The organism is Vibrio sp. AIC-3 (assembly GCF_013114515.1).
Classification (GTDB): Bacteria; Pseudomonadota; Gammaproteobacteria; order Enterobacterales; family Vibrionaceae; genus Vibrio; species Vibrio crassostreae_C.
The window spans coordinates 1-26638 of sequence record NZ_VTXG01000013.1 but is presented as its reverse complement, the minus strand read 5'-3'; the positions used below and the strand labels follow the sequence as shown (position 1 = coordinate 26638).

Genomic DNA, 26638 nt, shown 5'->3' with positions numbered 1-26638 from the left:
TCTACGTTTCCATTTGTTAAAGTGAACATCAACCGAGTGAAATTATGAAGATTACAGCTGAACCCATTATTATCGCGATGCAAACGCCTTTTCGCATCTCTCGTGGCAGTCGAACTGAGTGTCACGTTGTTCGTGTTTACATTGAACATGGTGGCAAACGAGCTCAGGGCGAATGCACGCCTTACCCACGATACGGCGAGTCATCGGAGTCTGTGTTAGCGCAAATCCAACAAGCGTCTAGCGCACTTGAAGCTATGTTTGAACGAGGCGTTACTGATCCGGCAGAGCTAAGAGATCATCTTCAGTCTTTATTGACCGGAGGGGCAGCGCGCAATGCGGTCGATTGTGCGCTTTGGGATTTTGAAGCTCAGCAGAACGACCAGACGTTTCCGAATAGCTTGTTTGAGTTGCCTGCTCAAATCGTGACTGCAATGACAGTCTCGATTGGCACGCCAGAAGCCATGGCGACTCAGGCTCGAGACTATGTCGCGAATGGTGCGAAACTTCTGAAAGTGAAGCTTGACGGCGAGCAGGTGGTAGAGCGTGTTCGCGCGGTACGAGAAGCTGCGGCAGATGTTCAAATTGTATTGGATGCGAATGAAGCGTGGACAGGATTGAATCTCGAAGAGTTGTTCAATCAACTGGTAGAATTTGATATTGCGATGATCGAGCAGCCGTTACCCCAACAGCACGATGCCTCATTGGCGCACATCAAGCACCCGATACCACTGTGTGCTGATGAAAGCTGTCATACCACTTCGCAACTTTCATCTTTGTTAGGCAAATATGAAATGGTCAACATCAAGCTCGATAAAACAGGTGGTTTGACCGAAGCATTGGTACTTGCTGAAGAAGCTCAAAGGCTAGGATTTACGCTGATGTCGGGTTGTATGCTCGGTACATCGCTGGCGATGCGTGCAGCTCTGCCTATCGCCGTTCAATCTGAAATCGTCGACCTCGATGGCCCAGTCTTACTTGGCCAAGATGTAACACCAGCACTGACTTATCGAGATGGGATGATTGTTCTTTAAGTTCCTAACAAATTAGCTAGGAATCTCTCCATACAAAAATCGCATAAGCGTTAACTTATGCGATTTTTTGTTTGTACCGTTTTACAGAGATAAGTAAACCATACTGCAACTACTCACTTGCTTCATTGAGTGGGGTGTACTGAACTGCTAAATACAACCCACCTAGAAAATACAGTGCTTGGCAAAATCGCCCGCTTCATTAGCCGTCCAGTCACCTTTAGGCTTTTCTTTCATATCCGCACACCAAGCTTCACTGCCAACCTCGGTACAAGCCATTAATTGAGTAGCAAGGAAAAGTATCAACGCGATTTTCTTCATAATAAACATTCCGTTGTGGTCTAAATTTCTGCTTATAACTGTATCAAATACCACAAGTGATTGTTATAGCTGCTAAGAACTTAAGGGCGTTAATAATGATGTGGGGTTGAGCTGAATTCGAGGGACGGTAAAGAAGCGAAGGTTTGCTTGGCTTTAAGATCGAAAAAGCCAGCAATGAATGCTGGCTTTGAAATTCTTAATAAGTTTCTATTCGTTATTTCGCTTTAACTACTTATCGATTTATACCAATTTCATCTCTTGGATGATGTCCGAAGCAATCTCTGGCTTCGTGCTTGTTGGTTTCTCGTGTAGGTCGGCTTTCAATTGTCCCTTACGGTTACTTAGGCCAGCTTCAAGTTTCTTGAGTGCTGCAGCGATAGCTGGGTACATAACATCGTCTGTCGATTTTGCTGTTACTCGTACACCTTCGTAGTTGGTGAATACTTCAACCTGATGTTGACCGTGTTCTTTAGTAATGATGATGTCGCAACTGATCAGTGATGGGAAATGGTTAGATATCTTCTCGAATTTACCTTCGATGTCTTTGCGTGACTCGTCGTTAATTGATACATGATGTGTTTGAACATTTATTTTCATAAATCATACCTTTCCAATGACTGTGTCATTTAAACGTAGCAAACATCGCATAGATTAACCAACTGAGAATTAGCACATGTGTGATTGACTTCAGTGTTATCAAATATTCTCTTGTTACTCCCTTGAAAGTCCGATGAACTGATCGCATATTATGTTTCGTGTTTTAAAGACATGTTCAAAAAAACTCCATCCTTGATAATTTGCGCTAACCTACAGCGAATTCCCAGTGAATCTCTCTTTATCGGTTTTATAATTCCGAACTTGTCACTCCATTGATTTTCTTTCCAGCTCACTCACTTTTTCTTCTTTGATTAAAAACTCAGCTTAAGTTACTAATTTATAGACACTCAACTGCCCACTCCATATTGAAGTGAAACTCTCCTGCTGTGAGTTGAGACTCGGGTATGGTAATGCGTGCTCGAATATCGACTTCTTTATTGGATGCCAGTTGATCGACAGGAAATTCGACGCCCTGACGCCAATAATTAATGTCACCTTCATAGCGAACCGGCGTTTCGACTTTGAATCGCACAAGTTCTGAAATGCGAGACTCATCAATTGAGCCTAGATCAATATGTTGCAGTTTGAGCAACAATCGAGAATCTTTGCGATTGGACTCAAGCTTAAGCGTTATCGCTCGGCCATCGTATTCTCGGCCACTGAATTTAAGCCGTTTAAGCGTATTAAAACCATCAAAGCCATTAAGATTGATGCAGAAATGCTGGAGCTGTTAGGCAGTGAAGATGGCAACACGGCGATGATCAAAGTGAGCTGGGATAAGAAGGGAATGAAGGTCTATAAGGATGGCTACTTAGCGGATTATGAGTACGGGATTGCCCCTCATGAGATGCAAGAAAACTACGAGCTAGCACCTAAGTAGTTTTATTCCATTTCCGAAAAGCGCTCTGGTTTGCAGGGCGCTTTTTATACCCCCACCAAAACATGACTTAACTCACACTTTTCTGACATTTTACCGCTCGTTATGCTAGTATGCGCCGCTTGTCTTTGTAATTGATAAAAAACGCATTACCCAAACAGAGTTTTCTGTTTATCTGCTTGTAATGACCTCATTCAGTTTGGCCTAACTTGGCTGAACATCTGCATTTTGCTCGGACGCAAAGAGAGTAGTTCTCGCTACTTCACTATGTACATTTGAGAGCACCATCTATCAAAGGCCTTTTAGAAACAGCCTAGTTAGCGCGAACTACGTTCTGCGTGAAGGGTTTCGTTTTTCCAAAAATCCCTCTGGCGCCAAGTATTACTTGGTTTCTGACAAGTAAGGCGTCTATATGACGTCTACGGTATCTACATCCGTACCTACATCTCCAGCTGGTAATACAGCTTCGACAGAGAAAGAAGTAAACCATCCATTTCTTTCCTTAGTCATCATGGTTATCGTTGCAGCAATCGCAACCTACTTTATCCCTGCAGGCGAGTTTGAACGAGTGGTTATGAATGGCCGCACGGTGATCGACCCAGACAGCTATACACTATTAGCAAGCAACCCAACAACATTAACCTCTTTTTTCGAATCATTTTTTAAAGGCTTCAAATCCGCTTCTGGCGTGATGGGTGTTGTGGTATTTGTTGGTGGTGCTTTCGGTATCATCAAACACATGGGTCTGCTGGACGCATCGGTTGTTGCGCTCACCACTAAGCTTAAGAAACAAGGCTTATATGTGATCGCGCCAGTGATCATGACGGCGATCTTCTTCAACGTGACCTTCACCGGTATGCGTGAACTGGATGTTATTTTCATCTCATTGATGATTCCGATCTGTATCAAGCTTGGATACGATGCGATTACAGCGTTAGGCGTTGTTCTACTGGCAAGTTGTGCAGGTTTTGCTGCGGCGTTGGCAAACCCATTCTTCACGGGTATTGCACATACTATCGCTGAGCTGCCTTTGTATTCAGGCATGTGGTATCGCTTTATTGTCGGCATGTTTATGCTGCTGACCGGTGCTTGGTATGTACTTAACTACGCGCGCAAAGTTAAGCAAGACCCGACCAAAGGTTTGTTGCACGGTACGGGTTACCACTACGAATCTAACGTTGAAGCGAAAACACTCACCACACGTGAAAAGCTTGCGGGCATCGCATTCTTAGGCGTGTTCGCATACATGATCTTCGGTACTCTGACGATGGGCTTTGGCTTTACTGAGATCGCAGGTGCGTTTGTGGCAATGGCGATCATTCCTGGCTTGGTGGCAGGATTGTCTCCTAACAAGATTTGTGAATATTGGACTAAAGGTGTCAGCGATGTATTAGTTGCTGTGTTGATCATCTTCTTTGCTCGTTCAGTGCTAACCATTATGGAAGACGCGAAGATTGTTGATTCTATTATCTTCTATCTTGCACAAATCATTTCTGGTAGCTCTAAACTTGTGGCAGCAGCAGGGATCTACTTCTCGCAGGCTGCGATCAACCTGTTCATTCCGTCGGGCAGTGGCCAAGCGGTGATTACCATGCCAATCATTATTCCATTGGCAGATATTGGTGAAGTGACTCGCCAAGTGGCTGCACTGGCTTCTCAATTGGGTGATGGTATTTCTAACTATATTTACCCAACCAATGGTGGCTTGTTAGCGGTATTGGCTATTGCAAAAGTGCCTTACACCAAGTGGGTTCGTTTCTTCTTACCACTGTTCTTGTTCTGGTCGGTAGGCGCTTTGATTTCAGTTGTGATTGCTCAAATGATTGAGCTAGGGCCTTTCTAAGGTTTCTGTTTAATCGAATACATGGATAGCTAAGGCTTAACTGAAGCCGTGTGAATAAATAAGAAGGCAGCGAATTCGCTGCCTTTTTTCGTTTAAAGAAAAGCTATTCCAACGTTAAAGGTTACTCTTCAAATTGGTAAGAAGAGGGCACCACAATCACGCCTTGTTTTGATATGTGGAAGCGTTTCGCATCGGCAAGGCCATCAACACCGATCTGGGTTCCATCTGGCACCTTAACGTTCTTATCGATGATGCAGTTTTGTATGTGGCAATTTTTTCCAATCTCAACATCTTCAAACAGAATACTATCAATCACAATCGCGGCATTGCTGACTTTCACTTTCGGGAAGAAGATTGAGTTTTGCGCCGAGCCGCCTTCAATTACAACGCCATTCGCTATCATCGAGTTGATGAATATTCCTTGATTACCTTCAACTGAAGCAATGGTTCGTGCGGGTGGCAGCTGCGGTTCGTAAGTACGAATCGCCCAATCAGGTTGATATAAATCGATAGGCGAAGCTGGCTTTAACAGGTCCATGTTGGATTGGTAATAAGAGTCGATAGTACCAACATCTCTCCAGTACGCATCTTGGGTCACTCGGCCTTCTTCATCCCCAAACTTGTATGCGTAAACACTGTTGTTGCCCACCAATTTCGGAATGATGTCTTTACCAAAATCGTGGCTTGAGTCTGGATCTTCTGCGTCTGCCAATAATGCCTGTGTCAGTACTTCTTTATCAAAGATGTAAATTCCCATTGAAGCCATGCTTCGAGTCGGCCTACCAGGTACACATGCAGGGTAACGTGGCTTCTCGGTAAAGTTATTGATCTCTAGAGACTCGTCTATCTCCATCACACCAAACTCTTTAGCTTCGTCAATCGAAACCTCCATGCACGCCACGGTTAGGTCGGCCTCGTTCTTTTTGTGCTGCTTGAGCATTGGCGCGTAATCCATGCGATAGATATGGTCGCCAGATAACACCACCACATGCTTGGCTTCACTGCGAGACAGCAGATACAAGTTTTGATAAATCGCATCGGCAGTACCGCTGTACCAGCTATCACCGGTTCGCATTTGTGGGGGAACATTGGTGATGTATTCGCCGAGCTCGGGGTTAAGCACCGACCAACCATCACGTAAGTGTTTTTGCAAAGAGTGAGACTTGTACTGAGTTAGCACCAGAATTTGGCGAAGTCCGGAGTGCAGGCAGTTCGCGAGTGTGAAATCGATGATTCGATATTTGCCACCAAAAGGTACCGCAGGTTTTGCACGGTTATCGGTGAGGGGAGAAAGCCGAGAGCCAACACCGCCGGCCAGAACGATTGTTAGAGTGTCTTGCATAGTCAGAACCTCAATGTATTTATGATTATTAACATAGACTTGCAAGCACTAAGCCAAATGTAACTCATTGAATATTATACGAGGCGAGATTGATTCTTGTTGTTCTGCACCAAAATGATGCGCGTGAGATATTGGCTTGCTCTATTTTGATCCAAAAAAGATCCGAATAGAGTGAATTGTTTGGATTAACAAAATGACGCACGGAAAAGTCGCATTACAAAACTGTCAATAAAATGAAGGAATAAAGTGATCGGCTCGATATAAATTTACATAAATAATCACAACTTTTCACAAATTGATTTCCATCAATAAAGTAGGGTTATTCTATGATACCTTGCACGCAAAATAAGAAATGATTACTCATTCACCAATAAAGATTAAGCCCCCCAAAAGGAAATTATAATGAAAAAAACAGTATGTGGTATTGCGGTTATTGCGGCTCTTATGTCAACCAATGTTCTTGCTCATAAAGAAGGTGATTTCATCATCCGTGCAGGTGCAGCAATGGTATCTCCAAACGACAGCAGTGGTGATGTACTAAACTCACCAGGTTCTGAGCTATCTGTAGATTCAAATACTCAACTTGGCCTAACATTTGGCTATATGTTCACTGATAACGTTAGTTTAGAAATTCTTGCAGCAACACCATTTTCACATACGGTATCTACTGATTTACTTGGACTAGGTGATATTGCAGATGTTAAACACCTTCCGCCTACACTTATGGTTCAGTACTACTTTGGTGAAGCGAACAGTGAAATTCGCCCTTATGTAGGTGCAGGTATTAACTACACGTTCTTCTTTGATGAAAAATTTAACGGAACTGGTAAAGACGCTCAACTACGTGATTTGTCTCTTGATGACTCTTGGGGGCTTGCAGCAAATATTGGCGTGGATTACATGATCAATGAAGACTGGTTCCTAAATGCATCTATTTGGTATGCAGATATAGATACAACTGCAAAGTATAAAGATACAGCGGGTAACCAGTACTCAACAGACGTTGATATCGACCCATGGGTATTCATGATTGGTGGTGGTTACAACTTCTAATCTCCCTATACAGTTTACTAAAGGCGCTCAAGCATCAGCCAGATTGGGCGCTTTTTTTTGCTTACTTGTTAATAGGTTGTTCGCATTAACTTTCTGTTGCTATGGGTAAAAGTTATTTATTGTCGTCATTTATTGTTAATAAAAGGGAAAGATAAGTGTCATAACAGCCCTCTATGATCGCGATTCAAATTATGGAGGATATATGAATCGTAAATTTAATAAGCTGACATTATTACTGCCTATCGCGGTAAGTTCTGCTCTAGTAGGCTGTTCTCAACCAACATCACCAACGACTGCTACGCCATCTCAAACATCACTTGATGCTTTTAGCCTTCAATGCCAATCCATCGAGCAGCCAAGCGCTTCCAATGCTGAGGTAACCGGAATCAGCCTAGTTGGCCGTTCAATCGCCGACGCCCCGTTTGATACTTCTGCAGCCGAAATCGTCAGCTACGATTCATGTACCGACAAGCTTTATGTTGTGAACGCTCAAGCTCAGAAAGTTGATGTTTTATCAATGAACTCAGCTAGCGAACCAACATCTTCGGGTTCGATTGATCTTCAATCAGCGGCTGCAGCTTCTGGTATTGATATTGGTGCAGCGAACAGTGTGTCGACTCATCAAGGATTAGTTGCTGTCGCGATTGAAAATGCTGACAAGCAACAAAACGGCATCATTGCCCTTTATCGTTCAGACACGTTAGAGCTGATTACTACTTATACGGCTGGTGCATTACCGGACATGGTGAGCTTCTCGAAAGATGGTCGCTACATTGCCTCTGCAAATGAAGGTGAGCCGAATGCGGATTACAGCATTGATCCTGAAGGTTCAGTAACGCTGGTGGATTTAACCAATGGTCCTTTGCAAGCGACAGTCACTCAGATTGATTTCAAGGCATTCAATCAAGGTCAGCTTCGCCATGCAGAGCTAACCGACAAGGTTCGAATCTCTGCGCCGAATGCAACGGTTGCTCAAGATCTTGAACCGGAATACCTAACATTTGCGGATAACGGAAAACTCTACGTTGCCCTCCAAGAGAACAACGCGTTGGCAGCGATTGATGTGGCGAGTGCACATGTGGATGCGATTCTTGGACTAGGCGGCAAGCCTTGGGATAACGCTAAGCTAGATGCGTCAAACAAAGACAAAAATATCGGTAATCTGCAAAGCTACGCGATGTTAGAAGGCCTCTACATGCCAGATAGCATCACTAGCTACAGTGTTGATGGCAACACCTACATCGTGACTGCGAACGAAGGTGATGGTCGTGAATATGGCATCAAGACTACGCAAGAAATGTGTGATGAGAAAGGTTTTGAGTGGGACGGTGACGATTATCAAGGCACCGAAAACTACACCACAGAAAAAGACTTTTGTATCGCTTATGTCGATGAAGTACGCGGCAAGAAGTTAGATATTGACGCTAACCACCCATTAGATGGCGCATTGAAAGACAACAAGCAACTTGCACGTCTTAAAGTGATTAAGCCACAAGGGACACTCGCTGCTGACCAAAAGGTTCAAGCATTCGGCAGCCGCTCGTTCTCTATCTGGGATGAGTCAGGCGAGCTAGTGTTTGATAGCGGCGATGATTTTGCTCGAATCGTACTTGAGCAAGATCCTGCAAGCTTCAACAGCACCAATGATAACAACCAAAGCGGTGACGATCGTAGTGATGATAAAGGCGTAGAACCTGAAGCGATCGAAGTGGCGGAGATCAACGGCAAGCACTATGCCTTTATTGGACTTGAGCGCCAAGGTGGCATCATGGTTTACGACGTAACACAGCCTAAAAACGCAAGTTTCATCAGCTACTTGAACAATCGCGACTTTACTCAGCCAGTGTGCACTAAGGTTGATGAAGACGGTGATTGCGACAACGAGACTTACAACGCTAAAGCGGGTGATTTAGGTCCAGAATCAATCAAGTATTTCACTCGTTCTGGTAACCACTTTATTGCGGTTGGCAACGAAGTGAGTGGTAGCACGTCAGTTTACCGCGTTGAGTTTTAATCACGCTTCTTACTAGCAATTAGATTGAATCAAAACAAAAGCGCCACGACTTGTTAAGTCGTGGCGCTTTTTTAGTTCATCGCTTATTTATTAGCGATGGCAAAGGCCTATGGCTGTTGCTTAGTTGGTGCTAGAGCAATCTCACGGATACATACATTCTGTGGTTGTTGGTAAGCGAATGATACAGCGCGAGCGATATCGTCAGCTGCCAATACGCCACCCATGTCTTCTTTCCAAGAGTCGTAACCGTCTTTGAGCTCTTGAGATGTTGTGTGAGATAGAAGTTCTGTTTCTACAGCACCCGGTGCGATAGTAGTAACACGAACATTTGATGCCGCCACTTCTTCACGAACGTTCTCAGAGATAGCGTGTACCGCGAATTTAGTACCACAGTAAGCCGCGTGGCTTGGGAATGTTTTCTTACCTGCGATAGAGCTGATGTTGATGATAGTACCTGTGTTGCGTTCCATCATCGGAGCAAGTACAGACTGCATGCCGTTTAGAAGACCAATCACGTTTACATCGAACATTGTCTTCCACTCTTGTGCGTCTTGAGTATCAATTTGACCAAGAAGCATTGCACCAGCATTGTTGATAAGTGCATCTACAGGGCCAAACTTCTCTTCACCTTGTGCGATTGCTGCATCAAAAGACGCTTTGTCTGTTACGTCTACTTTTACTGACAGTGAGTTTGGTAGATTCAGCGCTTCAAGGCGATCAACACGACGAGCTAAAAGTAGCAGAGGGTGACCTTCATCGCTTAGACGACGAGCGATTGCTTCACCAATACCAGAGCTTGCACCTGTAATTACGATTAGTTTTTTCATTTTATTTCCTCTGTACTTTTATTGCGTCGGTTGGCTACGACGGGTTGTTTAAGTGCATTCGAATCAAGTGCTTGTTGCCTTGCTTCGTTGCGATGGAGGTATATTAAGGAAAATAGAATTGTTGATATATAGCGCTTTACTTGAAACACTGTTGCTGTGGTGCAACAATAAAAGTGTCTATCTCATAACCTCACTAGTAAGCTGGCGGCCATGCTCAATCAAATTAACCTGTCTGATATTCGTTCTTTCGTGCTGATCGCTCGTTTAGGTAATTTCACCAAAGCGGCGGAGGAGTTGGATGTGTCTCGTTCCCACGTATCACGCCAAGTGAGCAGCCTAGAAAAGCAGATGGGTGTGACACTGTTTATCCGCACCACTCGAACCTTAAGGTTGACTCACGCAGGGCAAGATCTGTACGCGAGATGTGAACAAGCCTTAGATAATATAGACCAAGCCTTGATTGCTGCTGTGGATGACGTCGAAGAAGTACGTGGCGACATAAAAGTAAACTGTGTTGGCGGTTATCTGGGCGAGGTGATCATCGCGGATCTGGTCAATGAGTTCATGCAACTCTACCCAGACATCAGCATCAGCCTTGATTTCAGTAGTAACCGAGTCGACTTGATTGAAGACGCGTTCGATATCGCATTTCGTATGGGAAGCCTTGAAGATGCGGGCTTTATCGCGAGAAAGCTTTTGGACATCGAGATGGGAACGCTCGCAAGCCCTGAATATTTTGCTCGCAAAGGAAAGCCAAACCATCCTAAAGATCTCATTCACCATGACTGCTTAACGGGGTCTGTGCGTAAGTGGAGCTTTCAAGCTTTGGATGACACCAAGAAAACAGTCGATGTTCATGTTACGGGTAGGCTGCAATGTAAGAATGGGCGAGTGTTAGTACAGGGCGCGAAATCGGGCAACGGAATTATTCGTGTACCAACCATCTATTGCTTGCAAGAGATCAATGATGGGCAATTGGAGCAGGTGTTTAATGAGTGGATAGTGCCGAAAGTGGACTTTTCAGCGATCTATCATCGAGACCGCTATCAACCGAGCCGAATTCGAACCTTCATTGATTTTGTAAAAGGTCGCTTTGAGCAAATGCCAGTGAGCTAAGTGCTGCTTGTTGCCTTCCTTTTTCTGTCTGCTGTTTTTGGCAATAGTTGGACTGGCTCAAACTTACATCTCGTCGATTTCGTTTTGTAGGTTTTCCAGCTGGTCTAGAATCAACAAGAACTTCTCGCCGAACGGCGTCACTTGGTATTCAACTCTTGGTGGTAGTTCGTTGAACATTTGCTTGTCTAAAATTCCAAATTCTACATTTCGCTTCAAACATTCATTCAATACCTTTGTAGATAGCCCTTCTACTGAGCGCACCATTTCACCGGGGCGATTAATGCCATTTGCCAGTAATTGGTAAACCGTTAGCGACCATTTACAGCCGTAGATGGTTTCGACCATGCGAGCTGAGCGCTCTGGTGCTGATTTTCTTGAAAAAAAGTTTTCCTGATTTTTCATAAAGATGTACCAATAAGTACCTACCTAACTGATTTGTACTTACTATTCATAGTGTTAGTTCAAAGCCTAAGATTACCACGTTCACATGACTTAGGAGATAACAAAATGAACTTCACTAAAAATGGTATTGCAGTAGTAATCGGTGGCACAAGTGGTATGGGCTTTGAAACAGCGAAGCAGTTAGTCGCTCAAAACATCCATGTGTTGGTGGTCGGCAATAACCCAACTAAGTTAGATAAAGCGGTGTCAGAGCTGCAATCGCTCGGTCATGCTTCAGGCTGGCAAGCTAACCTTTATGATGATGCAAGTGTGTCTCGTCTTATTACGCATTTAGAGTCGCTCGAAGAAGGTATTGGTTACCTTGTGAATGCGGCTGGTTACTTCAACCCTAAAGCGTTTATTGAACACCAAGAATCTGATTACGAGCAATACATGCAGCTCAATAAAGCAACCTTCTTCATCACTCAAGCTGTCAGCAAGTTGATGATCAAAAACGGTGGCGGAAACGTGGTAAATGTAGGCTCTATGTGGGCCAAACAAGCTATTAGAGCGACACCATCCTCTGCGTATTCAATGGCAAAAGCTGGCTTGCACGCTTTAACACAGCACATGGCGATGGAGCTTGCGGACTACAACATTCGCGTGAATGCGGTTTCTCCTGCTGTTGTTAAAACGCCGATTTACGAATCTTTCATCAAACCTGAAGAAGTGGATCAAGCGCTAGAAGGCTTCAACGCGTTCCATCCTATTGGTCGAGTAGGTTTGCCGAAAGACATCGCTAATAGCATCTCTTTCCTACTGTCAGACAGTGCAGATTGGGTAACGGGTGCAATCTGGGATGTTGATGGCGGAGTGATTGCTGGCCGCAATTAATTAGGATTCTTTTTAGGTGGCTATCGCGCAGGCAAAATAGCAGCGAGATAGCCTCCTTGATCAGTATTCGCGTAGAATAGAAACGAGAAAGACAACAATAATAATTAAAACGATAACAAGAGTAAGGTCGCCATTATGTTCAATATGGACTTTTCAAAGAGACTGGTTATAGAAACCGAGACATTAGATTGGGTCGCAAGCCCTGCTAAAGGGGTTTGGCGTAAGCCACTTGAAAGAGAAGAGAAAGAATCGGGCCACACGACCAGCGTGGTGAAGTACGATCCTGACTCTTCGTTTTCTGAGCACCCACATCCGCAAGGTGAAGAGATCTTCGTATTAGAGGGTGTGTTCTCTGATGAAACCGGAGATTTCCCAGCAGGCACTTATATCCGTAATCCGCCGGGCAGCGCGCATTCCCCATCCAGCAAAAATGGCTGTACGATCTTGGTTAAGCTCAACCAGTTTGACGCGAGAGACTTAACTCAAGTTCGTATTAATACTTTGGAAACAGAATGGCTTCAGGGTATTGGCGGCTTACAAGTGATGCCACTGCATGAGTTCGAACACGAGCATGTCGCGTTAGTGAAGTGGCCGGTTGGCGAACGTTTTCAGCCGCATCGCCACTTTGGCGGTGAAGAGATATTTGTACTTTCTGGCACCTTTAAAGACGAACATGGTGAGTATCCAAAACACACATGGATGCGCAGCCCACACATGAGTGAGCATTTTCCTTATGTGGAAGAAGAGACGGTTATCCTAGTGAAAACAGGGCATCTGCCATTGGATTAAAGGAATGCTCAGTAAAAGATGAGAAAGCCGCATTGTTTTGAACAAGCGGCTTTTTTTAGTTTTTATATATGATCTGACTAGTACGCAACACCAATACGTTGGCGTGGGAATTTGCCAGCTTCGAGTTCATCAATCATCGCAATAGCGTAATCGCTGACTGAAATTTTGCTGTTACCATCTTCGTCGGTGAGCAGTTGATCGCCACCAGTGCGGTAGGTCGATAGTTTCTCGCCCGGGAATATTTCTGCGGCAGGGCTAACGAACGTCCAGTTAACTTCGCTATTAGATTGCTTGAACACTTCAAGAGCTTCGCCCTGTGCTAGCGCTTCGTTTTTGTAATCCGCAGGGAAGTCAGGGACAGTCACTAGCGGTACGTTTGGCGCTACTTCTAATGAGCCAGCTCCGCCAACCCAAAGTAGGCGATCGATACCGATGCTCGGTAATGTTGCCAGCAATTTAGTCGCAGTGTTTTTTACGATGTCGTGATTACCCAGAGCACGTCCGCCAATCGAAGTAATGACTGCATCAACGCCGGATAGTGCGTTTGCTAGACTTGCGGCTTCATCTTGTAAATCAAATGAACGAACCTCAACATCGCTAATCTCTACACGGCTTGCATCTCTTACAACAGCAACGACTTCGTGTCCGCGATCTTGAGCTTCTTGAGCGATGTGACTACCAATCCAACCTGATGCACCTAATACTGCAATTTTCATAATGTCTCTCCAATTATCTAATTTATTGAGTCTGTTTCTCGACAGCCATTGCAGTCTAATAGCTCACTAGGTTGCGATAAATATCATAAAATGATGTAGATTGTATCTATATAGTGATCTAATAAGATTCGATTAGCTGCGAAATAGTTCAAGGAGAGTGTGATGGATAGGTTGACGGCAATGCGTAGCTTTGTCGAAGTTGCGAATTGTGCCAGCTTCACCCAAGCAGCTGAGCATTTGGACATGAGTCGGTTGCAGGTTTCACGTCATGTTCAAGAGATAGAAGGGTGGCTGAAGCAGAGGCTATTACATAGGACGACTCGAAAGGTGAGCTTAACCGCGGCAGGGGAAATCGCTCTGCAGCGCTGTGAGAAGATCCTCCATGAGACCGCTGAGCTAGAAGTTACTTCACTCAATCAAACCGATGATCTTTCTGGAACCATTCGAATTGCAGCTCCGATTGGTTTAACTCAGCACATGTTGTTGGATGTGGTCGAACAGTTCACCGAGCGCCACCCTAATATCACGGTCGAACTGTTTGCCTCAGACCGCTTTACTCAGCTGGTGGATGAGAGGATCGATATTGCACTTCGTTATACCGATCAACCTGATGATAGTTTGATTGCACGAAAGCTAATGGTTATTGATTCAGTGGTGTGTGCCTCGCAAGCCTACTTAGACAAACATGGTGAACCTGAAACGGTCGAGGCGCTTCGACAACACAATTGTTTTCGTCACTTGAATGTTTCTAAGTGGGATTTTGTTAAGGACAATCAACACTATTCAGTTGAGGTGTCTGGCACTATCAAGGCTAATGATGTTGGAGTGCTAACTCGCGCCGCACAGCACGGGAAAGGGGTAGTTCGTTTACCTTGTGACTTAGCCAACCCACTGATTGCGAATGGCAAATTGATACGAATATTGGATGAGTTTGTTTCACCGAGTAGTGTGCTGTGGGCGGTGTATTTGTCTCGCAGCTATCAGCTTCCGGTTGTTCGTCAGTTTATTGATTTTGCGGCACAAGCTTGGGCTAGCGATATCAAGTCCGGTGATGTTTGAAACTTCATAGGCAATGATACATAGCGACAAAAATTAAAAGCCCATAAATACAAAAATCCGATATCAATGGTGATATCGGATTTGAACTCAATAATTCAGAGTTCCAGCACGCTCTCCTCTCACGAAGTCTTTACATGTAATGGTGTACGGATAATCGGGTATTTATCACCTTTTCGTTGATGTCTGGTAAAGGCTGATACAAGCTTCTCGTAATGTCGGATAATACTTGGTCGTAAACTTGCGACACGACGCTAGAGATATCACTGGTTAATTCGTACATGCTATCTGCCGGTTGGGTCGCTTCGTTACTTGATGCGATCTCTGAGAGTGCATGCATCGCTCGCGTACAAACCGGTGACCCACTACTAAGAGGGCAGATAATCGATAACTGGTTGAGTTTTCTGTGTGTCTGAGAGGCGTAGAATTTGAATCTCAAATACTCCTCAGGCTTCTCCATATCAGGGATACACATTCGTAATTTGGTCAGGATCTCCATGCAATCTAAGATCTGTTGCCAATTCATGTGGTACTCACGGCTCATGTCTTCACGCTCAGACTGAATTAGCCAGATGATCATTACTTCATCCATCAAGAACATGCTATGGCGAATTGTTTTGCCATGAATCGATTGGTTACGCACCAAGCTACGGTTTTGCCAGTCGCTGTGCATAGCGATGAGCTTGAGGTGATAGATGCGATACATAGGGCGGCTGTCAAACGACACATGGGATTGAAGCAGCTCAGATACCTCAAGTATGTTGTCGTAAATCTCGTTCACTTTACGAATCGAGTCGCTAGACAATTTATACGCCAGAGCGTAATGCGTTGCAGCGCGATGTTTACGTGATAACAACAATAGCTCTCTGAGCAAAACTAAGGTTTCGAACCGGTGTGATAGCGCTGTTTGTCTCTTCCTTGAGAAATGATACAGGGCGGAAAGTACTAATAGGGATAAACCCACTGAAATAACTACAAACATATTCTACTCCTAATATCTGTATACCTACTTAGTGGTAGTGCAGACACCGTGCCAAAATATATAATTGTTAAATTTCAATTGCTTATGTTTTTTCTCTATTTATGGATGTTCAATAATGGTGCATGACTTCACCATTCGAGTGAATTTTTCTCATATTTTGCAGAATTTTTTGAGAGGTTACGCTTTTCTTGTGATTAGGCTGGGGAGGTTTCGATAGGTAGGGGCACTTCGGCGATCAATCTCTAGCTCGTCTCAAAATACGGAAATTAAAAAGGCCTCACCCTCTATATACTTTTAACTAGAAAAAGTAGTAAGAGTGAGGCCTTTCAATATTCATTTCTGAGTTTAGTTACCTTCAATGCTAAATGCTAAGTGTTTAGCATTGAGGACTGAACTAAACGTTATGCAAGCTTAAGGTCGAACTCAGTGCGGTACATCACCATATCTTCAATGGTCAGTACTGGCATGTTGTGCATTTTACCGAAAGCAACGATCTCTGGCGCTTTTGCCATCGTGCCGTCTGGGTTTGTTACTTCACACAGTACACCGGCAGATTGAAGGCCAGCCATTTGCATAAGATCCACTGTACCTTCTGTGTGGCCGCGGCGAGCCAGTACTCCACCTTTACGAGCACGCAATGGGAATACGTGGCCAGGGCGAGCAAGGTCAGTAGGCTTAGCTGTTGGATTTGCAGCTGTCTTGATCGTTGTTACACGGTCAGCGGCAGAAACACCTGTTGTTACGCCAACTTTCGCTTCGATAGTTACGGTAAACGCAGTTTGGTTTGCGCTGTTGTTATCAACAACCATAGGTGGAAGTTCAAGTTGGTTCGCTTGCTCGTCAGTTAGACACAGGCACACAATGCCGCTGCATTCGCGGATCATAAGCGCCATTTGAGCATTGGTTAGGTGTTCTACTGAGTAGATGATGTCGCCTTCGTTCTCACGATCTTCATCGTCAAGTAGAAGTACGCCACGACCTTCGCGTAGAGCTTGCAGTGCGTTTTCAACGCGAGTGATTGGTTCGCCAAATTCGGCAAGTAGTGAAGACTGATTCATGGTTAAACTCCTAAAATATCACCAGAATCAGGGCTGTATGAGGGATCTCAACCGAGCACAACAAAGCCTACTCATTACAAGTAGCTTGTACCAATCGTAGTAAACAACTGGTCATTCTAGCTGGTTAAAACCCTTGATAACGGCGTTAGAATTTTTGACTGTAGAATAACTACTTATCGAAAAATTTTGCCTTGTTCTCAAGCGTTTTTCCTGCGCTATCTCTGATCATTTATTTACTGTGATTGGTATTAGCTCATTATGGTTTTATCCAAAACGAAATGCACCCGCCTAAGTTGGAGATACGAACCCAACTCACGCGGGTACGCCTTTCCAACTTAAACGAGTGTGTTTTCATTCTCTCTCATCCGGACTATAACCGTCGGCTCTGGCATCTCACCAGATCTGCTGACCTCGACGAATCGAGCGCTCGCGGGCTTATCTTTAGATTTTGCTAAGGACATACCGCCGGTGGGGAATTTCGCCCCGCCCTGAGAATAAAAATTAATAATCTGTTTTGCTTTTGAAAGCAGACCAGATGGTAATCCTTTCAATAGTGGATTTAAAGGACTGACAGCAAAGTTTTTAAGATTCTGGCCTTATAATCCGGTAAGTGTTCACTTTATCAGCAGAACGCGTCCGGTAGTCTATTAGTGGGATGATGCCTTTGTCTCGTCTGGTTTCAGTGGTTTTTGCTATCTCTATGAACATAAATGGATGTTGAACATTATTGGTGCTGGTGTGGCTGTTCACCGAATCAATACTCAAGAGGTCCATTAATCGAATATTGTTACACCATGACGGCTGACTGACCGTTTTGACATAAAATTGATATTGACGATGCTAAGCTGCGATAGCATCCGACCACTTTATCTAAAAGATCTTAGCCATGACTTCTCTGTTCTCTAACAAATCCAAAGGCTTATTACTGCTCGTTCTAAGTTTGTATTCCCTCATACCCTTTTTGATCTTTGGATCTGACTTCGACCTTGGAAGTGCTGTTTTGCCTTTCTATGGCGCCTTCATAACGTTTGTGACTTACTCTGCGGGCAATCAAGGATTCTTGGTAACGCTAGTGATTTTGTCTTTAGTATTGTTCACGATGAAGTTTTCCAAAGCTAAGTTAGTCAGTCTTTGTCTGCAGCTCGGCTTGTTGTTGGTGCTTAGCTTTGCAGCGAAAACCTTCTTAAAGCATTCCACTGAGAGCCCTCGTCCTTATTCTGAGTATTTGGTGACGCAGGAAGTGGTTGATATGCCGGAAGTGTTTTACGAATTACCATTGGTTGAAAAGAATGCTGCGATTGAGTCTGTACAAGATAAGGTGAGCGAGTGGCGAACGCGTCACTGGTTGGGTGAAACCGACTACTCTTTCCCATCTGGACATATGATTTTCGTCGGTGTGTGTTTGGCGTTCTTTGGTGGTCTTCTCCTAGAGGCGAAACGCTTTTATCTAGTCGGCGGTTTACTGGTTTGGGCTGGTGGTGTCGCCTATAGCCGTGTTTGGCTTGGCATGCATCGACCAGAAGACTTAGCCGGATCTATTGCCTTTGCGGGTTTGATCTATTTATTGGTGCCGCTTATCTCAGAGCAAAAAATAGAACGCTATTTACCTGCATTTTTGAAACAGACTTCTTAGGGCGCCTTCCTCACTGTAAAAGAAGGGCTCAGACGTAGCAGTACGTAATAAACGTTATTGATTGAGCCCTAGCTCTGCTTGTTTCTTTTTGGTTAGACCTAAGGACACAATTCGGTGTGACTCAGTGAGGTAGTATCTCAGCTCCTCATCCCTTTCTGGCGTGCTTTCAAACAGCTGAATCCATTTCATACCACGCGAAGCAAAGTAGGGAGCAGGTTTATAACCGGGTTCCTCTTTCAGAAAATCGAAGTTCTGATCGGATGCCTTGAAGATAAATGCAGGCTCATCTTTCGGTCCCCAACCACCAATCGCAAACACCTTGCCACCCACTTTCCAAACGTGCGAGTTATTCCACTGCATCACATAACTGGTTGCAGGCAGTGACTCGCAGAATGCATTGAATTCGTCGTAAGTCATAGAGCGTCCTTTTATCTATTGGGAGTTTGAACTGTGTTGGTTTTCTAAGATGTCTTTTTCGGTCTTTATCGCCAATAACTAGCCAGCTAAACCCTGCCAGATTGCCGTAAAGCCACTGAGAGAACATAGCAGTAATGAACCAATGCGTATCTTCTCTTTAGGGATGCTTTGTGTCGTCATTAACGCCACTTTGTAACCCAACCAAGCAGCAGGCAGCAAAGGTATAGTGATGATCAAGTGGTGTAGCGTGAAGAAGCCAATTGGGATCTGTACAACCAACGAAATGATCGAACTAAACACGAAAAACGCAGAAAGGTTACCACGAAGCTGATTGGCATCTTGGTGTTGGAGTAGCAGTGCCATCGGTGGGCCACCAATACCAGAACTGGTGCCAAAGAACCCAGAGAAGAACCCTGCAATACCCATCTTGATTGGGGTTGGTTCGAGCCTGAATGGCAGTAGGCTAACAATCACGGCAAATACCACCAATAAGCCCAACCACAATGACAACACGCTCGTTGAAACCATCACCAATAATGCTCCGCCTGCCAGTGAGCCTGGAATGCGGCCCAGCAATGCGATTTTTAACCCGCCAATAGAAATGTTTGCACGGTGTTTAAAGGCGTTGAATAAAGAGATAAACAGGCCAACCAAGCAGATAGGCGCAGGTACATAGTCTGGTGAAACCAAAAACAGCAGTGGGGCTGCAACAATGGCCAAACCAAAGCCGATTGCGGTTTGCACAAATGAGCCAGCAAAAATGAGTGCCATTGCGATAAGGACAGTCTGATCTATGTATTCCATAAGCCTGCGGATTAGTTTTAAAGGAGCGAGTGGATACTATAAATTAAAACGAAAAGGATAGTCTTATTATTCAGTGAGGTTTATGCAAATATCGACCGTTTTAATTGGTGAAATAGTGACTAACAAAAAAGCGAGTGAGTATATCAGGATGTTTCCCTTCAATACTCACTCGCTTTATTGGAACGACTTGTTGTTTACGCTAGTGGGGGAGTCAGCGTTAAACGTTAAGCCATTGCCAATTTCAGTCGCTCAATCGGCTTGTCATTGATTGGTAAATGGATAAGCGCTGCTGCAAATGCCAATACCACCGTTGACCACCAAATTGGCTCGTAAGATCCGTAGTAATCGTAAATACGACCACCAACCCAAGCACCTAAGAAACTACCTACTTGATGAGTGAAGAATACCAAGCCATATAAAGTCGATAGATAACGAGCACCAAAGATTTGGCGAACTAAGCCTGACGTTAGCGGTACTGTACCCAACCAACAAAAACCAATTGCTGCACCGAAGATAGCCGCGGTTGATTCAGTCACTGGTAGAGTGACAAACGCGCTGATAACTACAGTACGCACTAAGTACAGTGCAGACATAACGTGGCGCTTGCTGAACTTGTCGCCCATTACACCCCAGAAGTAAGATCCGAAGATGTTGAAGATGCCAACGTAAGCCAGTGCCATTGCAGCGCTGCTCGCGGGTAGGTCTTTATCTGCTAAATAGCTCGGTAAGTGCGTTGCGATAAACATTACGTGGAAACCGCACACGAAGAAGCCCGCGTGAATCAACCAGTAACCTTTGTGAGCAAACGCTTCAGACAACGCTTCTTTGAGTGTTTGGTTCTCTTCAGCTTGCGCTTGTTTGTTTGAGGCTGCTTTAGGCGCTCGCATGAACAGCGCAAAAGAGATCATCAAACAACACAGTACGCCAAACACTTGCATCGCACTCTGCCAGTCAAATTCATTCAGCATGTATTGTGCGCCCGGAATTACCGCGAACATACCAAATGAACCTGCAGCAGTGGTTAAGCCAAACGCCTTAGCCGCGTGCTCTGCTGGTACAACTTTCGCTACTGCGCCAAGCACGATCACGTAACTTGTCGCACTCAAGCCAAGACCAACCAGTGCGCCTAACGAAACGTAAAGCATGCTCGATTCGGTAGAAATTGAGGTAAGAAGTAAACCCAAACCGTAAGCACATGCGCCAGCAATAATTATGCGTCTTGCTCCCCATTTGTCAGCGGCCATACCAACAAAAGGTTGGAACACACCGAACAATAAGTTTTGTAGAGCAATAGAGAAGCTGAAAAACTCTCGACCCGTGCCGAAATGCTCTGAAATTGGCATCATGAAAATGCCGAATGATTGTCTGATCCCTAGACTGATAATAAGTGTGCCTATCCCTAGCCATACCAGTAAAGGAAAACGGAGAATGCTCATTCTAATACTCTTAAATTAATGGTGGTGATGTGAGTGGTCTTGCGCTGACATGTGTTGGTCAGTCATCTCATGGTGATGTTCGTGCCCAGAATGATCATGCCCTGACTGCTGGTGGCAACCACTGCTTACGGCATGCTGAGCCAAGAGATCAATCAATGGCTGACTGTGATGCACAATAACCAAACTAATGACGAGGAATAACGTCATTCTGGCAAGTTGGGCAAAAAGAGATTGTGAAAACATACGGTGTTGACATGCGCTCAATGTTGTAAGAAGTCGCGCATCATAGTGATGAGTCGGGTATGTATCAAATGACCATTTGTGATGTAGTCTATGCGTTTTATGCATAGATTGTCGCTTGATTGGAATTGGTATAAAACGCGCTCAATAAATAAGAAAACTTGAAGCTCGTTAGTTAATAGAAACAAGTATCTAATTAAGAATGAAAGTCTAAATTAAGGCTTATAACTAGCTGTTTAATTTAAAGTTTCACAAAGCTGTAAAAACTAATATACAAACTAATCACTAAGCAACATTGCTCGTTCACTCGACTTATCTGTTAAACATCGTAAATTTGGGCATAAATCGTTTCAAGACTACTGAAACGCGATGTTAAAAGATTCAGGGAGAGTCATTCACATGGATAAAGATCATAATCTTCGCGAAAACTTACTGGCACTGATCTTAGGTAGCGCATTGGTTTCACTCGGCGTTATCTTTTTCAACCAAGTCGGTTTGCTCACCGGGGGCACGGCTGGTCTAGCGATCTTCATTACCAAAGTAACAGATTTGAGCTTTGGCCAAGTATTCTTCGCACTTAACTTACCTTTCTATATTTTGTCGGTTGCTCGTATGGGCTGGCGCTTCACAATCAATACGTTTATCGCGGTTTCGATTGTTTCGTTCGCCGTGGATCACTTGTATCACGTGATTCAAATTGCCGAAATTCATGCATTGTATGCAGCTTTACTTGGTGGTGGCTTGATTGGTACCGGCATGCTGGTGATTTTCCGTCACAAGATGAGCTTAGGTGGCTTCAACATTCTGGCGTTGTTCTTACAAGAACGTTTTGGAATTCGAGCAGGTAAGGTTCAGATGGCATTAGACTGCACGATTGTTGTGCTTTCTCTGTTCATTGTTGATGTGTCATTGGTTCTTCTGTCTGTGCTTGGTGCGATAGTCACCAACTTGATTCTAGCAATGAATCATAAACCGGGGCGCTATCAACCTGTGGTAAAAGCGGAAGCAGCATAGTTCGGTTCGCTCAAGCTCTAGATTTGCTTAAGTAAAGAGTGATTTGCAGATTATGAAAACAACAAAGCCAGCATTAATTGCTGGCTTTGTTCTATTGAAATAACGGATTCGATGTAACGATTAACACTTGCCGCAGCTGTCGTTCGGCTTAAGCTCGCAATCAATCACATTGCCTTGTTGATCAAGGGACAAGTTACAACACTCTTCAAACAGGTTCTTAAGATCAGCACGGCTTTTTTGCACGCGGGATTTAACCGTTGAATAGCTGACGTTCTGCGCTTCTGCGATCTCTTTTTGGCTTTGGCCTTTGATGTCGACCGCAAGCAGTAGCGATGAACTTTGTTCTGGCAATGCCTGAATAAAAGGTTCAATACACAATGAAAGTTTCTGCTTAAATTCAGAGTCGTGGTCTAAATCGGTAAACCACAGATCTTCAGCATCAATTTGGCTATCACGTTGTTGGCGTGCATGCTTACGGTAGAAGTCGATAATGGTGTTGTTGGCTAACTGGAACAGCCAAGCCTTAACACTGCTAGCATCTTGTACCTTATCTAAGTTCTGATAGGTCTTAATCAAGATATCTTGGAGCAAGTCGTCTACATCCGCAGAGTTGTTGACCTTTGAATGCAGGAATGACTTTAATGCTTGCTGATACTCGGCCCAGACTTGTTCGAGCTTCAAAGGTGCATTAGTTGCACTGTTCATTTACGCAACATTCGTCTTGTAAGAAATCAATCACACCTTCTAGGCACTCATACTCCGCCACGCAGAATAGAGTTCTTCCTTCTCGTCTTTGGCTGATTAGGCCCGCAGACGCCAAGCTTGATATGTGGTGAGACAAGGTAGAACCGGGAATGCCTAGCTCTTCTTGTAGGCCGCCAACTGCAATGCCTTGGTAGCCAGCTTTAACGACACTCTTATAAATGGTTAGGCGAATAGGGTGCCCCAACTCTTTAAGTGCTTTCGCAACGACTTCTAAGTTCATATTAACTCCTCAAGATTTAATTTCGATTTTAGTCGAAATGTATGTCGAATTCAAATTTAAAAACGGTGTCTGTGTAAGTTATTGAAAAACTGTGTTTTCGAAAATCATTTCGATTTTTATCGAAATAATGCTTGTTCTGGAGCTGTTTATTTCTATAATTCGAGAATATTCGAAATTAAGGGTTGGTTACTTTTCTCATAGAGCCCGACCTTCAATCCAGTTTGGAGTTAATTATGAGCAATGAAATGTTAACAATGCTGAAAGACGCACTTGATATGTTCGCTTTCTTAGCAGTAGAGCTAATTATCCTTTTCTTAGCGATCAGCTACATTGTTGGGATTCTTCAAGAGTTCCTTACACCAGAAAAGATTCAATCTATCCTGAGCTCACGTAATGGTAAGGGTTATGTAGTAGCAGCACTACTGGGTGCAATTACACCTTTCTGTTCATGTTCGACCATTCCTTTCTTAAAAGGATTGCTGCGTGCAAGAGCGGGTTTCGGTCCAATGATGGTGTTCCTATTTGGTAGCCCACTATTGAACCCAGTGATCATTGGTTTGTTTGTGATTACCTTCGGTTGGCAAGTTGCTGTGTTCTACTTCCTTGTAGCAATGACGGTGTCTGTAGTGGCTGGTTACGCACTTGAGAAGCTTGGCTTTGAGCGTTACGTAAAACCTGAAGCGTATGAATCAACAGGTTCAGCTTCAAGCTGTGGCACTAGCTGTGGTGATTCTGATCCTAAGAAAGCAGCACCGGTTAAAGCGGAATCTTCATGTGGTACAAGTGCATGTGGCGAACCTGCACCAGTAATGGCAAAAGAGACATCTTGCTGCGATTCTAAAAAAGAAGAGCCACAAGTAACGGTTTCATGCTGTTCAGCGGATGGAAGCGCAACAGCTGAAATCGTAGAGAAGAAAGAACCTAGTCGTTGGATGAGAATTTGGTTCTCAACTTGGAAAGACTTCAAACAAGTTTTCCCTTACCTAATGATGGGTATCGCGATTGGTTCATTCATCTACGGCTTCATTCCTACAGACCTAATTGCACAGTACGCTGGTGAAGGTATGTGGTATGCGATTCCAGTAGCTGCCGTGATTGGTATTCCACTGTACATTCGTGCTGAAGCGGTAATCCCATTAAGTGCAGCTCTAGTACAGAAAGGTATGGCGTTGGGTTCAGTAATGGCATTGATCATTGGTAGTGCAGGTGCAAGTTTGACGGAAGTTATCCTGCTTAAATCAATCTTCAATAACCAAATGATTGCAGCATTCCTATTCGTTATCCTAAGCATGGCGATGGGTGCAGGCTTCCTATACAGCTTCATCTTTGGTTAATCAGGTCTGATTTCGAGATAACACCATTGATACAAAGAGATAGATAATAAAAAAGAGCTCACATAGTTGAGCTCTTTTTTGTTTAGCTTATCAGTCCGGAGGCTAGAAACCGCGAATATCTAGCTCATTGTTGATCAACACGACGCACTGAGAAGCGAACAGCATATTTGGACCCAAACTGATTTTCTCTGTTCCTAGACGTTTTAAGCTGTTGTAGCTTTTCTTCGGCATAGGGATGTGGTCAGTTAGAAGGAAACATGGGTTTTCAGCAATCTCTGCATCACGGATAAAGTCACCTTTCTTATCCATCATGTACAGCTGGTGGTCTTCAGCCAGTTCTTTGACTAGTTTTTCAAAGCTCATAGTGCGAACGACGATTCCCGGTTCAACCTGACGAGTCTGCTCTTTGGTCATACCTTGAGAAGCATCAACCGCTCTTACTACCGCTGATAACAATGCCGATTCATGAAAGCCACCAATGTTGGTGATTTCATTTGAATCGAATGTAATGGTACGTGAAAAGTCTTTAGTACTTTCTAGCACAAGATGCACGGTGACATTCTCACGGTGAGATTGAGCAACGAAGATCGTGTTCATCAGAGTATGAGCCAGAATCTCAGTATGAGCGTCTTGCCCAACACCTTCTAAGATAAGTTTGCTCTCTGTAGGGGCTGCGCGAGCGCGTAATACAAATGAACGCATGGAATGTACCTTGTCAGTATGTGATAAAGCGAAACGGACTTTATCAACATGAATTGATGAATAACCAAAATTGTGGCGGTATGTAACTCTTTTCTATTAATGAAGTCAAATGGAGTTGCACTTAGCACCAACCCGCGAACTTTGAGTATTAAATAGAGAATGACCACATTACAAGACGGTAAGGGTTGAAGCGAACCAATGTTTACATAGATAGTATGCGCAAAATTATAAAGTGACTTACATAAGGAAGCTGTCGGTGAAGTTACAGAAGATTAATAAAGAAGAATATAGAAAGAAGATGAACCTGTTGTTGGTGCCATTAGTTGGGTCACTTGCATTGTTTGCAATTGTATTCGGCACCATTCTGATCGAATTGTTTGGCTCGGCGACTTCAATTACTGGTGAATCGACAGGGAACTTTCATTTGAACGTACTTGGGGTGATCTTATCTGTCGCTTTGAATGCGTTTATCGCAAGCCGAGTGAAAGGGCATGAGTATTTCAAAGAAGCGCTTTATGTTTGGAACCTGAAAAAAATCCACAATCAAATCTATCGTAAGCTCAAGCGCATTCAGCCAAAAGCGGAACAAGGCGACCGAGACGCGCTGACTATCCTTTACTTCTATTACACTACGCAAAAACAGGTATACGACCTAGACAATAATACGTTGACGATAAAAACGGTTCAGCAGTCGCTAGATAACATCGTAGAGCTGAGTGATAAATGGAGTATTGAACTAGATATAGAGGTATTTTCGAAAGATTTAGTCGCAAAATTTTAAGTGATATGCCTGTAATTGTATGAGCTTTGACCTGTGAAAGACGCTTTTGACGTAAAAGTAGACACTTAAGCAACTTTTTTGAATTTTTATCAAAAAAGGGGTTGCCATGTTTACGATGATCTCTATAATGCCGCCTCACTGACACGGCAGACGCCACAAGGCTTCAGCGGTAATCAGTAAGACGGAAAGTTCGAAACAAATTAATTTTAAAAAGTGTTTGACACTTAAGATTAAATCGCTAGAATTCACGTCCGCTTTCAAGGGTTTCTTTGTAAAAAGAAAGTTTCGATAAGCAAAGCTCTTTAACAATTTAAACCTATCAATCTGTGTGGGCACTCGTTGATGAATATCAAAACGTTTTATCGTTAGATAAAACAGATTCTTCGGAATCAAAATTG

29 protein-coding genes, 1 pseudogene and 1 riboswitch are annotated in these 26638 nt (G+C 43.9%); of the genes and pseudogenes, 13 read left to right on the top strand and 17 right to left on the bottom strand.

From position 1 onward, the window contains the following. Positions 1–44: 44 nt before the first annotated feature. On the top strand, positions 45–1031 hold the full coding sequence (gene dgcA / locus F0229_RS11120; protein ID WP_171732855.1) for an N-acetyl-D-Glu racemase DgcA: 987 nt from the start codon (positions 45–47) through the stop codon (positions 1029–1031). Positions 1032–1193: 162 nt separating this feature from the next. Here the strand turns inward: dgcA and F0229_RS11115 are convergent, their stop codons facing one another. The 3 genes from F0229_RS11115 to F0229_RS11105 form a co-directional block, all read right to left on the bottom strand. Beyond that, complete coding sequence (locus F0229_RS11115; RefSeq protein WP_017061679.1) at positions 1194–1349, bottom strand: DUF3012 domain-containing protein; 156 nt, start codon at positions 1347–1349, stop codon at positions 1194–1196. A 240-nt stretch (positions 1350–1589) separates the two neighbouring features. Then, a complete protein-coding gene (gene raiA / locus F0229_RS11110; RefSeq protein ID WP_017061680.1) occupies positions 1590–1946 on the bottom strand; it encodes a ribosome-associated translation inhibitor RaiA in 357 nt (118 codons plus the stop codon). Positions 1947–2283: 337 nt separating this feature from the next. Next, positions 2284–2541, bottom strand: coding sequence for a hypothetical protein (locus F0229_RS11105; protein ID WP_229648214.1), 258 nt, complete (start codon positions 2539–2541; stop codon positions 2284–2286). A gap of 63 nt (positions 2542–2604) precedes the next feature. Between F0229_RS11105 and F0229_RS11100 the strand changes: the two are divergent. Continuing rightward, positions 2605–2826 (top strand): annotated as a pseudogene (locus tag F0229_RS11100) (hypothetical protein); the annotation flags it as partial. Between the two features lie 409 nt (positions 2827–3235). After that, entirely contained in the window at positions 3236–4666 is a 1431-nt protein-coding gene (locus F0229_RS11095; RefSeq protein ID WP_171732853.1) for a YfcC family protein, read from the top strand. Between the two features lie 121 nt (positions 4667–4787). On the opposite strand, the gene glgC is transcribed toward F0229_RS11095, so the two are convergent. Next, the gene (gene glgC, locus F0229_RS11090) at positions 4788–6008 is read right to left on the bottom strand and encodes a glucose-1-phosphate adenylyltransferase (protein ID WP_171732852.1); all 1221 of its coding nucleotides are present in this window, start codon (positions 6006–6008) and stop codon (positions 4788–4790) included. A gap of 402 nt (positions 6009–6410) precedes the next feature. On the opposite strand from glgC, the gene ompW reads away from it, so the two are divergent. Then, entirely contained in the window at positions 6411–7061 is a 651-nt protein-coding gene (gene ompW / locus F0229_RS11085) for an outer membrane protein OmpW (RefSeq protein WP_017071378.1), read from the top strand. A 202-nt stretch (positions 7062–7263) separates the two neighbouring features. Continuing rightward, a complete protein-coding gene (locus F0229_RS11080; RefSeq protein ID WP_171732851.1) occupies positions 7264–9075 on the top strand; it encodes a choice-of-anchor I family protein in 1812 nt (603 codons plus the stop codon). A gap of 107 nt (positions 9076–9182) precedes the next feature. Here the strand turns inward: F0229_RS11080 and F0229_RS11075 are convergent, their stop codons facing one another. After that, the gene (locus tag F0229_RS11075; protein WP_171732850.1) at positions 9183–9902 is read right to left on the bottom strand and encodes an SDR family oxidoreductase; all 720 of its coding nucleotides are present in this window, start codon (positions 9900–9902) and stop codon (positions 9183–9185) included. A gap of 210 nt (positions 9903–10112) precedes the next feature. Here F0229_RS11075 and F0229_RS11070 point away from each other — a divergent pair, with 210 nt between their 5' ends. Next, positions 10113–11018: a LysR family transcriptional regulator gene (locus F0229_RS11070; RefSeq protein WP_136974130.1), complete on the top strand. Its 906-nt coding sequence runs from the start codon at positions 10113–10115 to the stop codon at positions 11016–11018. Positions 11019–11081: 63 nt separating this feature from the next. Here the strand turns inward: F0229_RS11070 and F0229_RS11065 are convergent, their stop codons facing one another. Further along, positions 11082–11420, bottom strand: coding sequence for a helix-turn-helix domain-containing protein (locus F0229_RS11065; RefSeq protein ID WP_004733017.1), 339 nt, complete (start codon positions 11418–11420; stop codon positions 11082–11084). Between the two features lie 105 nt (positions 11421–11525). On the opposite strand from F0229_RS11065, the gene F0229_RS11060 reads away from it, so the two are divergent. Then, positions 11526–12293, top strand: coding sequence for an SDR family NAD(P)-dependent oxidoreductase (locus F0229_RS11060; RefSeq protein WP_065584096.1), 768 nt, complete (start codon positions 11526–11528; stop codon positions 12291–12293). Positions 12294–12428: 135 nt separating this feature from the next. After that, positions 12429–13082, top strand: coding sequence for a cupin domain-containing protein (locus F0229_RS11055; protein ID WP_017064919.1), 654 nt, complete (start codon positions 12429–12431; stop codon positions 13080–13082). A 77-nt stretch (positions 13083–13159) separates the two neighbouring features. On the opposite strand, the gene F0229_RS11050 is transcribed toward F0229_RS11055, so the two are convergent. Continuing rightward, positions 13160–13798, bottom strand: coding sequence for an NAD(P)-dependent oxidoreductase (locus F0229_RS11050; RefSeq protein ID WP_017067752.1), 639 nt, complete (start codon positions 13796–13798; stop codon positions 13160–13162). A gap of 162 nt (positions 13799–13960) precedes the next feature. Here F0229_RS11050 and F0229_RS11045 point away from each other — a divergent pair, with 162 nt between their 5' ends. After that, the gene (locus F0229_RS11045) at positions 13961–14857 is read left to right on the top strand and encodes a LysR family transcriptional regulator (protein WP_105057930.1); all 897 of its coding nucleotides are present in this window, start codon (positions 13961–13963) and stop codon (positions 14855–14857) included. 130 nt (positions 14858–14987) lie between these two features. On the opposite strand, the gene F0229_RS11040 is transcribed toward F0229_RS11045, so the two are convergent. Both F0229_RS11040 and ribB read right to left on the bottom strand, forming a co-directional pair. Beyond that, on the bottom strand, positions 14988–15836 hold the full coding sequence (locus F0229_RS11040) for a hypothetical protein (RefSeq protein ID WP_171732849.1): 849 nt from the start codon (positions 15834–15836) through the stop codon (positions 14988–14990). 401 nt (positions 15837–16237) lie between these two features. Next, entirely contained in the window at positions 16238–16894 is a 657-nt protein-coding gene (gene ribB / locus F0229_RS11035; protein WP_004733029.1) for a 3,4-dihydroxy-2-butanone-4-phosphate synthase, read from the bottom strand. A gap of 349 nt (positions 16895–17243) precedes the next feature. Then, positions 17244–17394, bottom strand: a riboswitch (FMN riboswitch). 386 nt (positions 17395–17780) lie between these two features. Between ribB and F0229_RS11030 the strand changes: the two genes are divergently transcribed. Further along, positions 17781–18527 (top strand): phosphatase PAP2 family protein, encoded by a 747-nt coding sequence (locus F0229_RS11030; protein ID WP_171732848.1) that lies wholly within the window; start codon positions 17781–17783, stop codon positions 18525–18527. Positions 18528–18581: 54 nt separating this feature from the next. Here F0229_RS11030 and F0229_RS11025 read toward each other — a convergent pair whose 3' ends face one another. From F0229_RS11025 to F0229_RS21885, 4 genes are all read right to left on the bottom strand, one after another. Continuing rightward, positions 18582–18944 carry an MmcQ/YjbR family DNA-binding protein gene (locus tag F0229_RS11025; RefSeq protein ID WP_017631586.1) on the bottom strand — a complete coding sequence of 121 codons (363 nt, stop codon included), beginning with the start codon at positions 18942–18944 and terminating at the stop codon, positions 18582–18584. A gap of 78 nt (positions 18945–19022) precedes the next feature. Further along, positions 19023–19748 carry a sulfite exporter TauE/SafE family protein gene (locus tag F0229_RS11020; RefSeq protein WP_017083156.1) on the bottom strand — a complete coding sequence of 242 codons (726 nt, stop codon included), beginning with the start codon at positions 19746–19748 and terminating at the stop codon, positions 19023–19025. A gap of 224 nt (positions 19749–19972) precedes the next feature. Then, positions 19973–21184, bottom strand: coding sequence for an MFS transporter (locus tag F0229_RS11015; RefSeq protein ID WP_171732847.1), 1212 nt, complete (start codon positions 21182–21184; stop codon positions 19973–19975). A 15-nt stretch (positions 21185–21199) separates the two neighbouring features. Beyond that, positions 21200–21427, bottom strand: coding sequence for a hypothetical protein (locus tag F0229_RS21885; RefSeq protein ID WP_076668359.1), 228 nt, complete (start codon positions 21425–21427; stop codon positions 21200–21202). 396 nt (positions 21428–21823) lie between these two features. Between F0229_RS21885 and F0229_RS11005 the strand changes: the two genes are divergently transcribed. Further along, positions 21824–22438 (top strand): YitT family protein, encoded by a 615-nt coding sequence (locus tag F0229_RS11005; protein WP_017065874.1) that lies wholly within the window; start codon positions 21824–21826, stop codon positions 22436–22438. 120 nt (positions 22439–22558) lie between these two features. On the opposite strand, the gene sigZ is transcribed toward F0229_RS11005, so the two are convergent. After that, positions 22559–23143, bottom strand: coding sequence for an RNA polymerase sigma factor SigZ (gene sigZ / locus F0229_RS11000; RefSeq protein WP_171732846.1), 585 nt, complete (start codon positions 23141–23143; stop codon positions 22559–22561). Then, complete coding sequence (locus F0229_RS10995) at positions 23127–23423, bottom strand: helix-turn-helix transcriptional regulator (RefSeq protein ID WP_004733042.1); 297 nt, start codon at positions 23421–23423, stop codon at positions 23127–23129. Before F0229_RS10995 ends, sigZ begins: the two co-directional genes overlap by 17 nt. A 233-nt stretch (positions 23424–23656) precedes the next feature. On the opposite strand from F0229_RS10995, the gene F0229_RS10990 reads away from it, so the two are divergent. Beyond that, the gene (locus F0229_RS10990) at positions 23657–24757 is read left to right on the top strand and encodes a permease (protein WP_171732845.1); all 1101 of its coding nucleotides are present in this window, start codon (positions 23657–23659) and stop codon (positions 24755–24757) included. 102 nt (positions 24758–24859) lie between these two features. Here F0229_RS10990 and trmY read toward each other — a convergent pair whose 3' ends face one another. Then, positions 24860–25459 (bottom strand): tRNA (pseudouridine(54)-N(1))-methyltransferase TrmY, encoded by a 600-nt coding sequence (gene trmY / locus F0229_RS10985; RefSeq protein ID WP_017061702.1) that lies wholly within the window; start codon positions 25457–25459, stop codon positions 24860–24862. A 256-nt stretch (positions 25460–25715) separates the two neighbouring features. Here trmY and F0229_RS10980 point away from each other — a divergent pair, with 256 nt between their 5' ends. After that, complete coding sequence (locus F0229_RS10980; RefSeq protein WP_171732844.1) at positions 25716–26240, top strand: DUF3087 family protein; 525 nt, start codon at positions 25716–25718, stop codon at positions 26238–26240. A gap of 135 nt (positions 26241–26375) precedes the next feature. Here F0229_RS10980 and F0229_RS21780 read toward each other — a convergent pair. Further along, positions 26376–26638: hypothetical protein (locus F0229_RS21780; RefSeq protein ID WP_241487277.1), on the bottom strand; the 263-nt coding region annotated here is incomplete at its 5' end.

Bases quoted from the DNA above. Each gene is read 5' to 3' on its own strand.
- F0229_RS11040 (WP_171732849.1), bottom strand. From the start codon at position 15,836: ATGTTTGTAGTTATTTCAGTGGGTTTATCCCTATTAGTACTTTCCGCC.
- F0229_RS11030 (WP_171732848.1), top strand. From the start codon at position 17,781: ATGACTTCTCTGTTCTCTAACAAATCCAAAGGCTTATTACTGCTCGTT.
- F0229_RS11095 (WP_171732853.1), top strand. From the start codon at position 3,236: ATGACGTCTACGGTATCTACATCCGTACCTACATCTCCAGCTGGTAAT.
- ribB (WP_004733029.1), bottom strand. From the start codon at position 16,894: ATGAATCAGTCTTCACTACTTGCCGAATTTGGCGAACCAATCACTCGC.
- F0229_RS11050 (WP_017067752.1), bottom strand. From the start codon at position 13,798: ATGAAAATTGCAGTATTAGGTGCATCAGGTTGGATTGGTAGTCACATC.
- F0229_RS11055 (WP_017064919.1), top strand. From the start codon at position 12,429: ATGTTCAATATGGACTTTTCAAAGAGACTGGTTATAGAAACCGAGACA.
- raiA (WP_017061680.1), bottom strand. From the start codon at position 1,946: ATGAAAATAAATGTTCAAACACATCATGTATCAATTAACGACGAGTCA.
- F0229_RS11025 (WP_017631586.1), bottom strand. From the start codon at position 18,944: ATGACTTACGACGAATTCAATGCATTCTGCGAGTCACTGCCTGCAACC.
- F0229_RS11115 (WP_017061679.1), bottom strand. From the start codon at position 1,349: ATGAAGAAAATCGCGTTGATACTTTTCCTTGCTACTCAATTAATGGCT.
- F0229_RS11015 (WP_171732847.1), bottom strand. From the start codon at position 21,184: ATGAGCATTCTCCGTTTTCCTTTACTGGTATGGCTAGGGATAGGCACA.
- F0229_RS11045 (WP_105057930.1), top strand. From the start codon at position 13,961: ATGGATAGGTTGACGGCAATGCGTAGCTTTGTCGAAGTTGCGAATTGT.
- F0229_RS10995 (WP_004733042.1), bottom strand. From the start codon at position 23,423: ATGAACTTAGAAGTCGTTGCGAAAGCACTTAAAGAGTTGGGGCACCCT.
- sigZ (WP_171732846.1), bottom strand. From the start codon at position 23,143: ATGAACAGTGCAACTAATGCACCTTTGAAGCTCGAACAAGTCTGGGCC.
- F0229_RS10990 (WP_171732845.1), top strand. From the start codon at position 23,657: ATGAGCAATGAAATGTTAACAATGCTGAAAGACGCACTTGATATGTTC.
- dgcA (WP_171732855.1), top strand. From the start codon at position 45: ATGAAGATTACAGCTGAACCCATTATTATCGCGATGCAAACGCCTTTT.
- F0229_RS11020 (WP_017083156.1), bottom strand. From the start codon at position 19,748: ATGGAATACATAGATCAGACTGTCCTTATCGCAATGGCACTCATTTTT.
- F0229_RS11065 (WP_004733017.1), bottom strand. From the start codon at position 11,420: ATGAAAAATCAGGAAAACTTTTTTTCAAGAAAATCAGCACCAGAGCGC.
- F0229_RS11075 (WP_171732850.1), bottom strand. From the start codon at position 9,902: ATGAAAAAACTAATCGTAATTACAGGTGCAAGCTCTGGTATTGGTGAA.
- F0229_RS11060 (WP_065584096.1), top strand. From the start codon at position 11,526: ATGAACTTCACTAAAAATGGTATTGCAGTAGTAATCGGTGGCACAAGT.
- F0229_RS11080 (WP_171732851.1), top strand. From the start codon at position 7,264: ATGAATCGTAAATTTAATAAGCTGACATTATTACTGCCTATCGCGGTA.
- F0229_RS11005 (WP_017065874.1), top strand. From the start codon at position 21,824: ATGGATAAAGATCATAATCTTCGCGAAAACTTACTGGCACTGATCTTA.
- F0229_RS11070 (WP_136974130.1), top strand. From the start codon at position 10,113: ATGCTCAATCAAATTAACCTGTCTGATATTCGTTCTTTCGTGCTGATC.
- ompW (WP_017071378.1), top strand. From the start codon at position 6,411: ATGAAAAAAACAGTATGTGGTATTGCGGTTATTGCGGCTCTTATGTCA.
- F0229_RS21885 (WP_076668359.1), bottom strand. From the start codon at position 21,427: ATGTTTTCACAATCTCTTTTTGCCCAACTTGCCAGAATGACGTTATTC.
- glgC (WP_171732852.1), bottom strand. From the start codon at position 6,008: ATGCAAGACACTCTAACAATCGTTCTGGCCGGCGGTGTTGGCTCTCGG.
- trmY (WP_017061702.1), bottom strand. From the start codon at position 25,459: ATGCGTTCATTTGTATTACGCGCTCGCGCAGCCCCTACAGAGAGCAAA.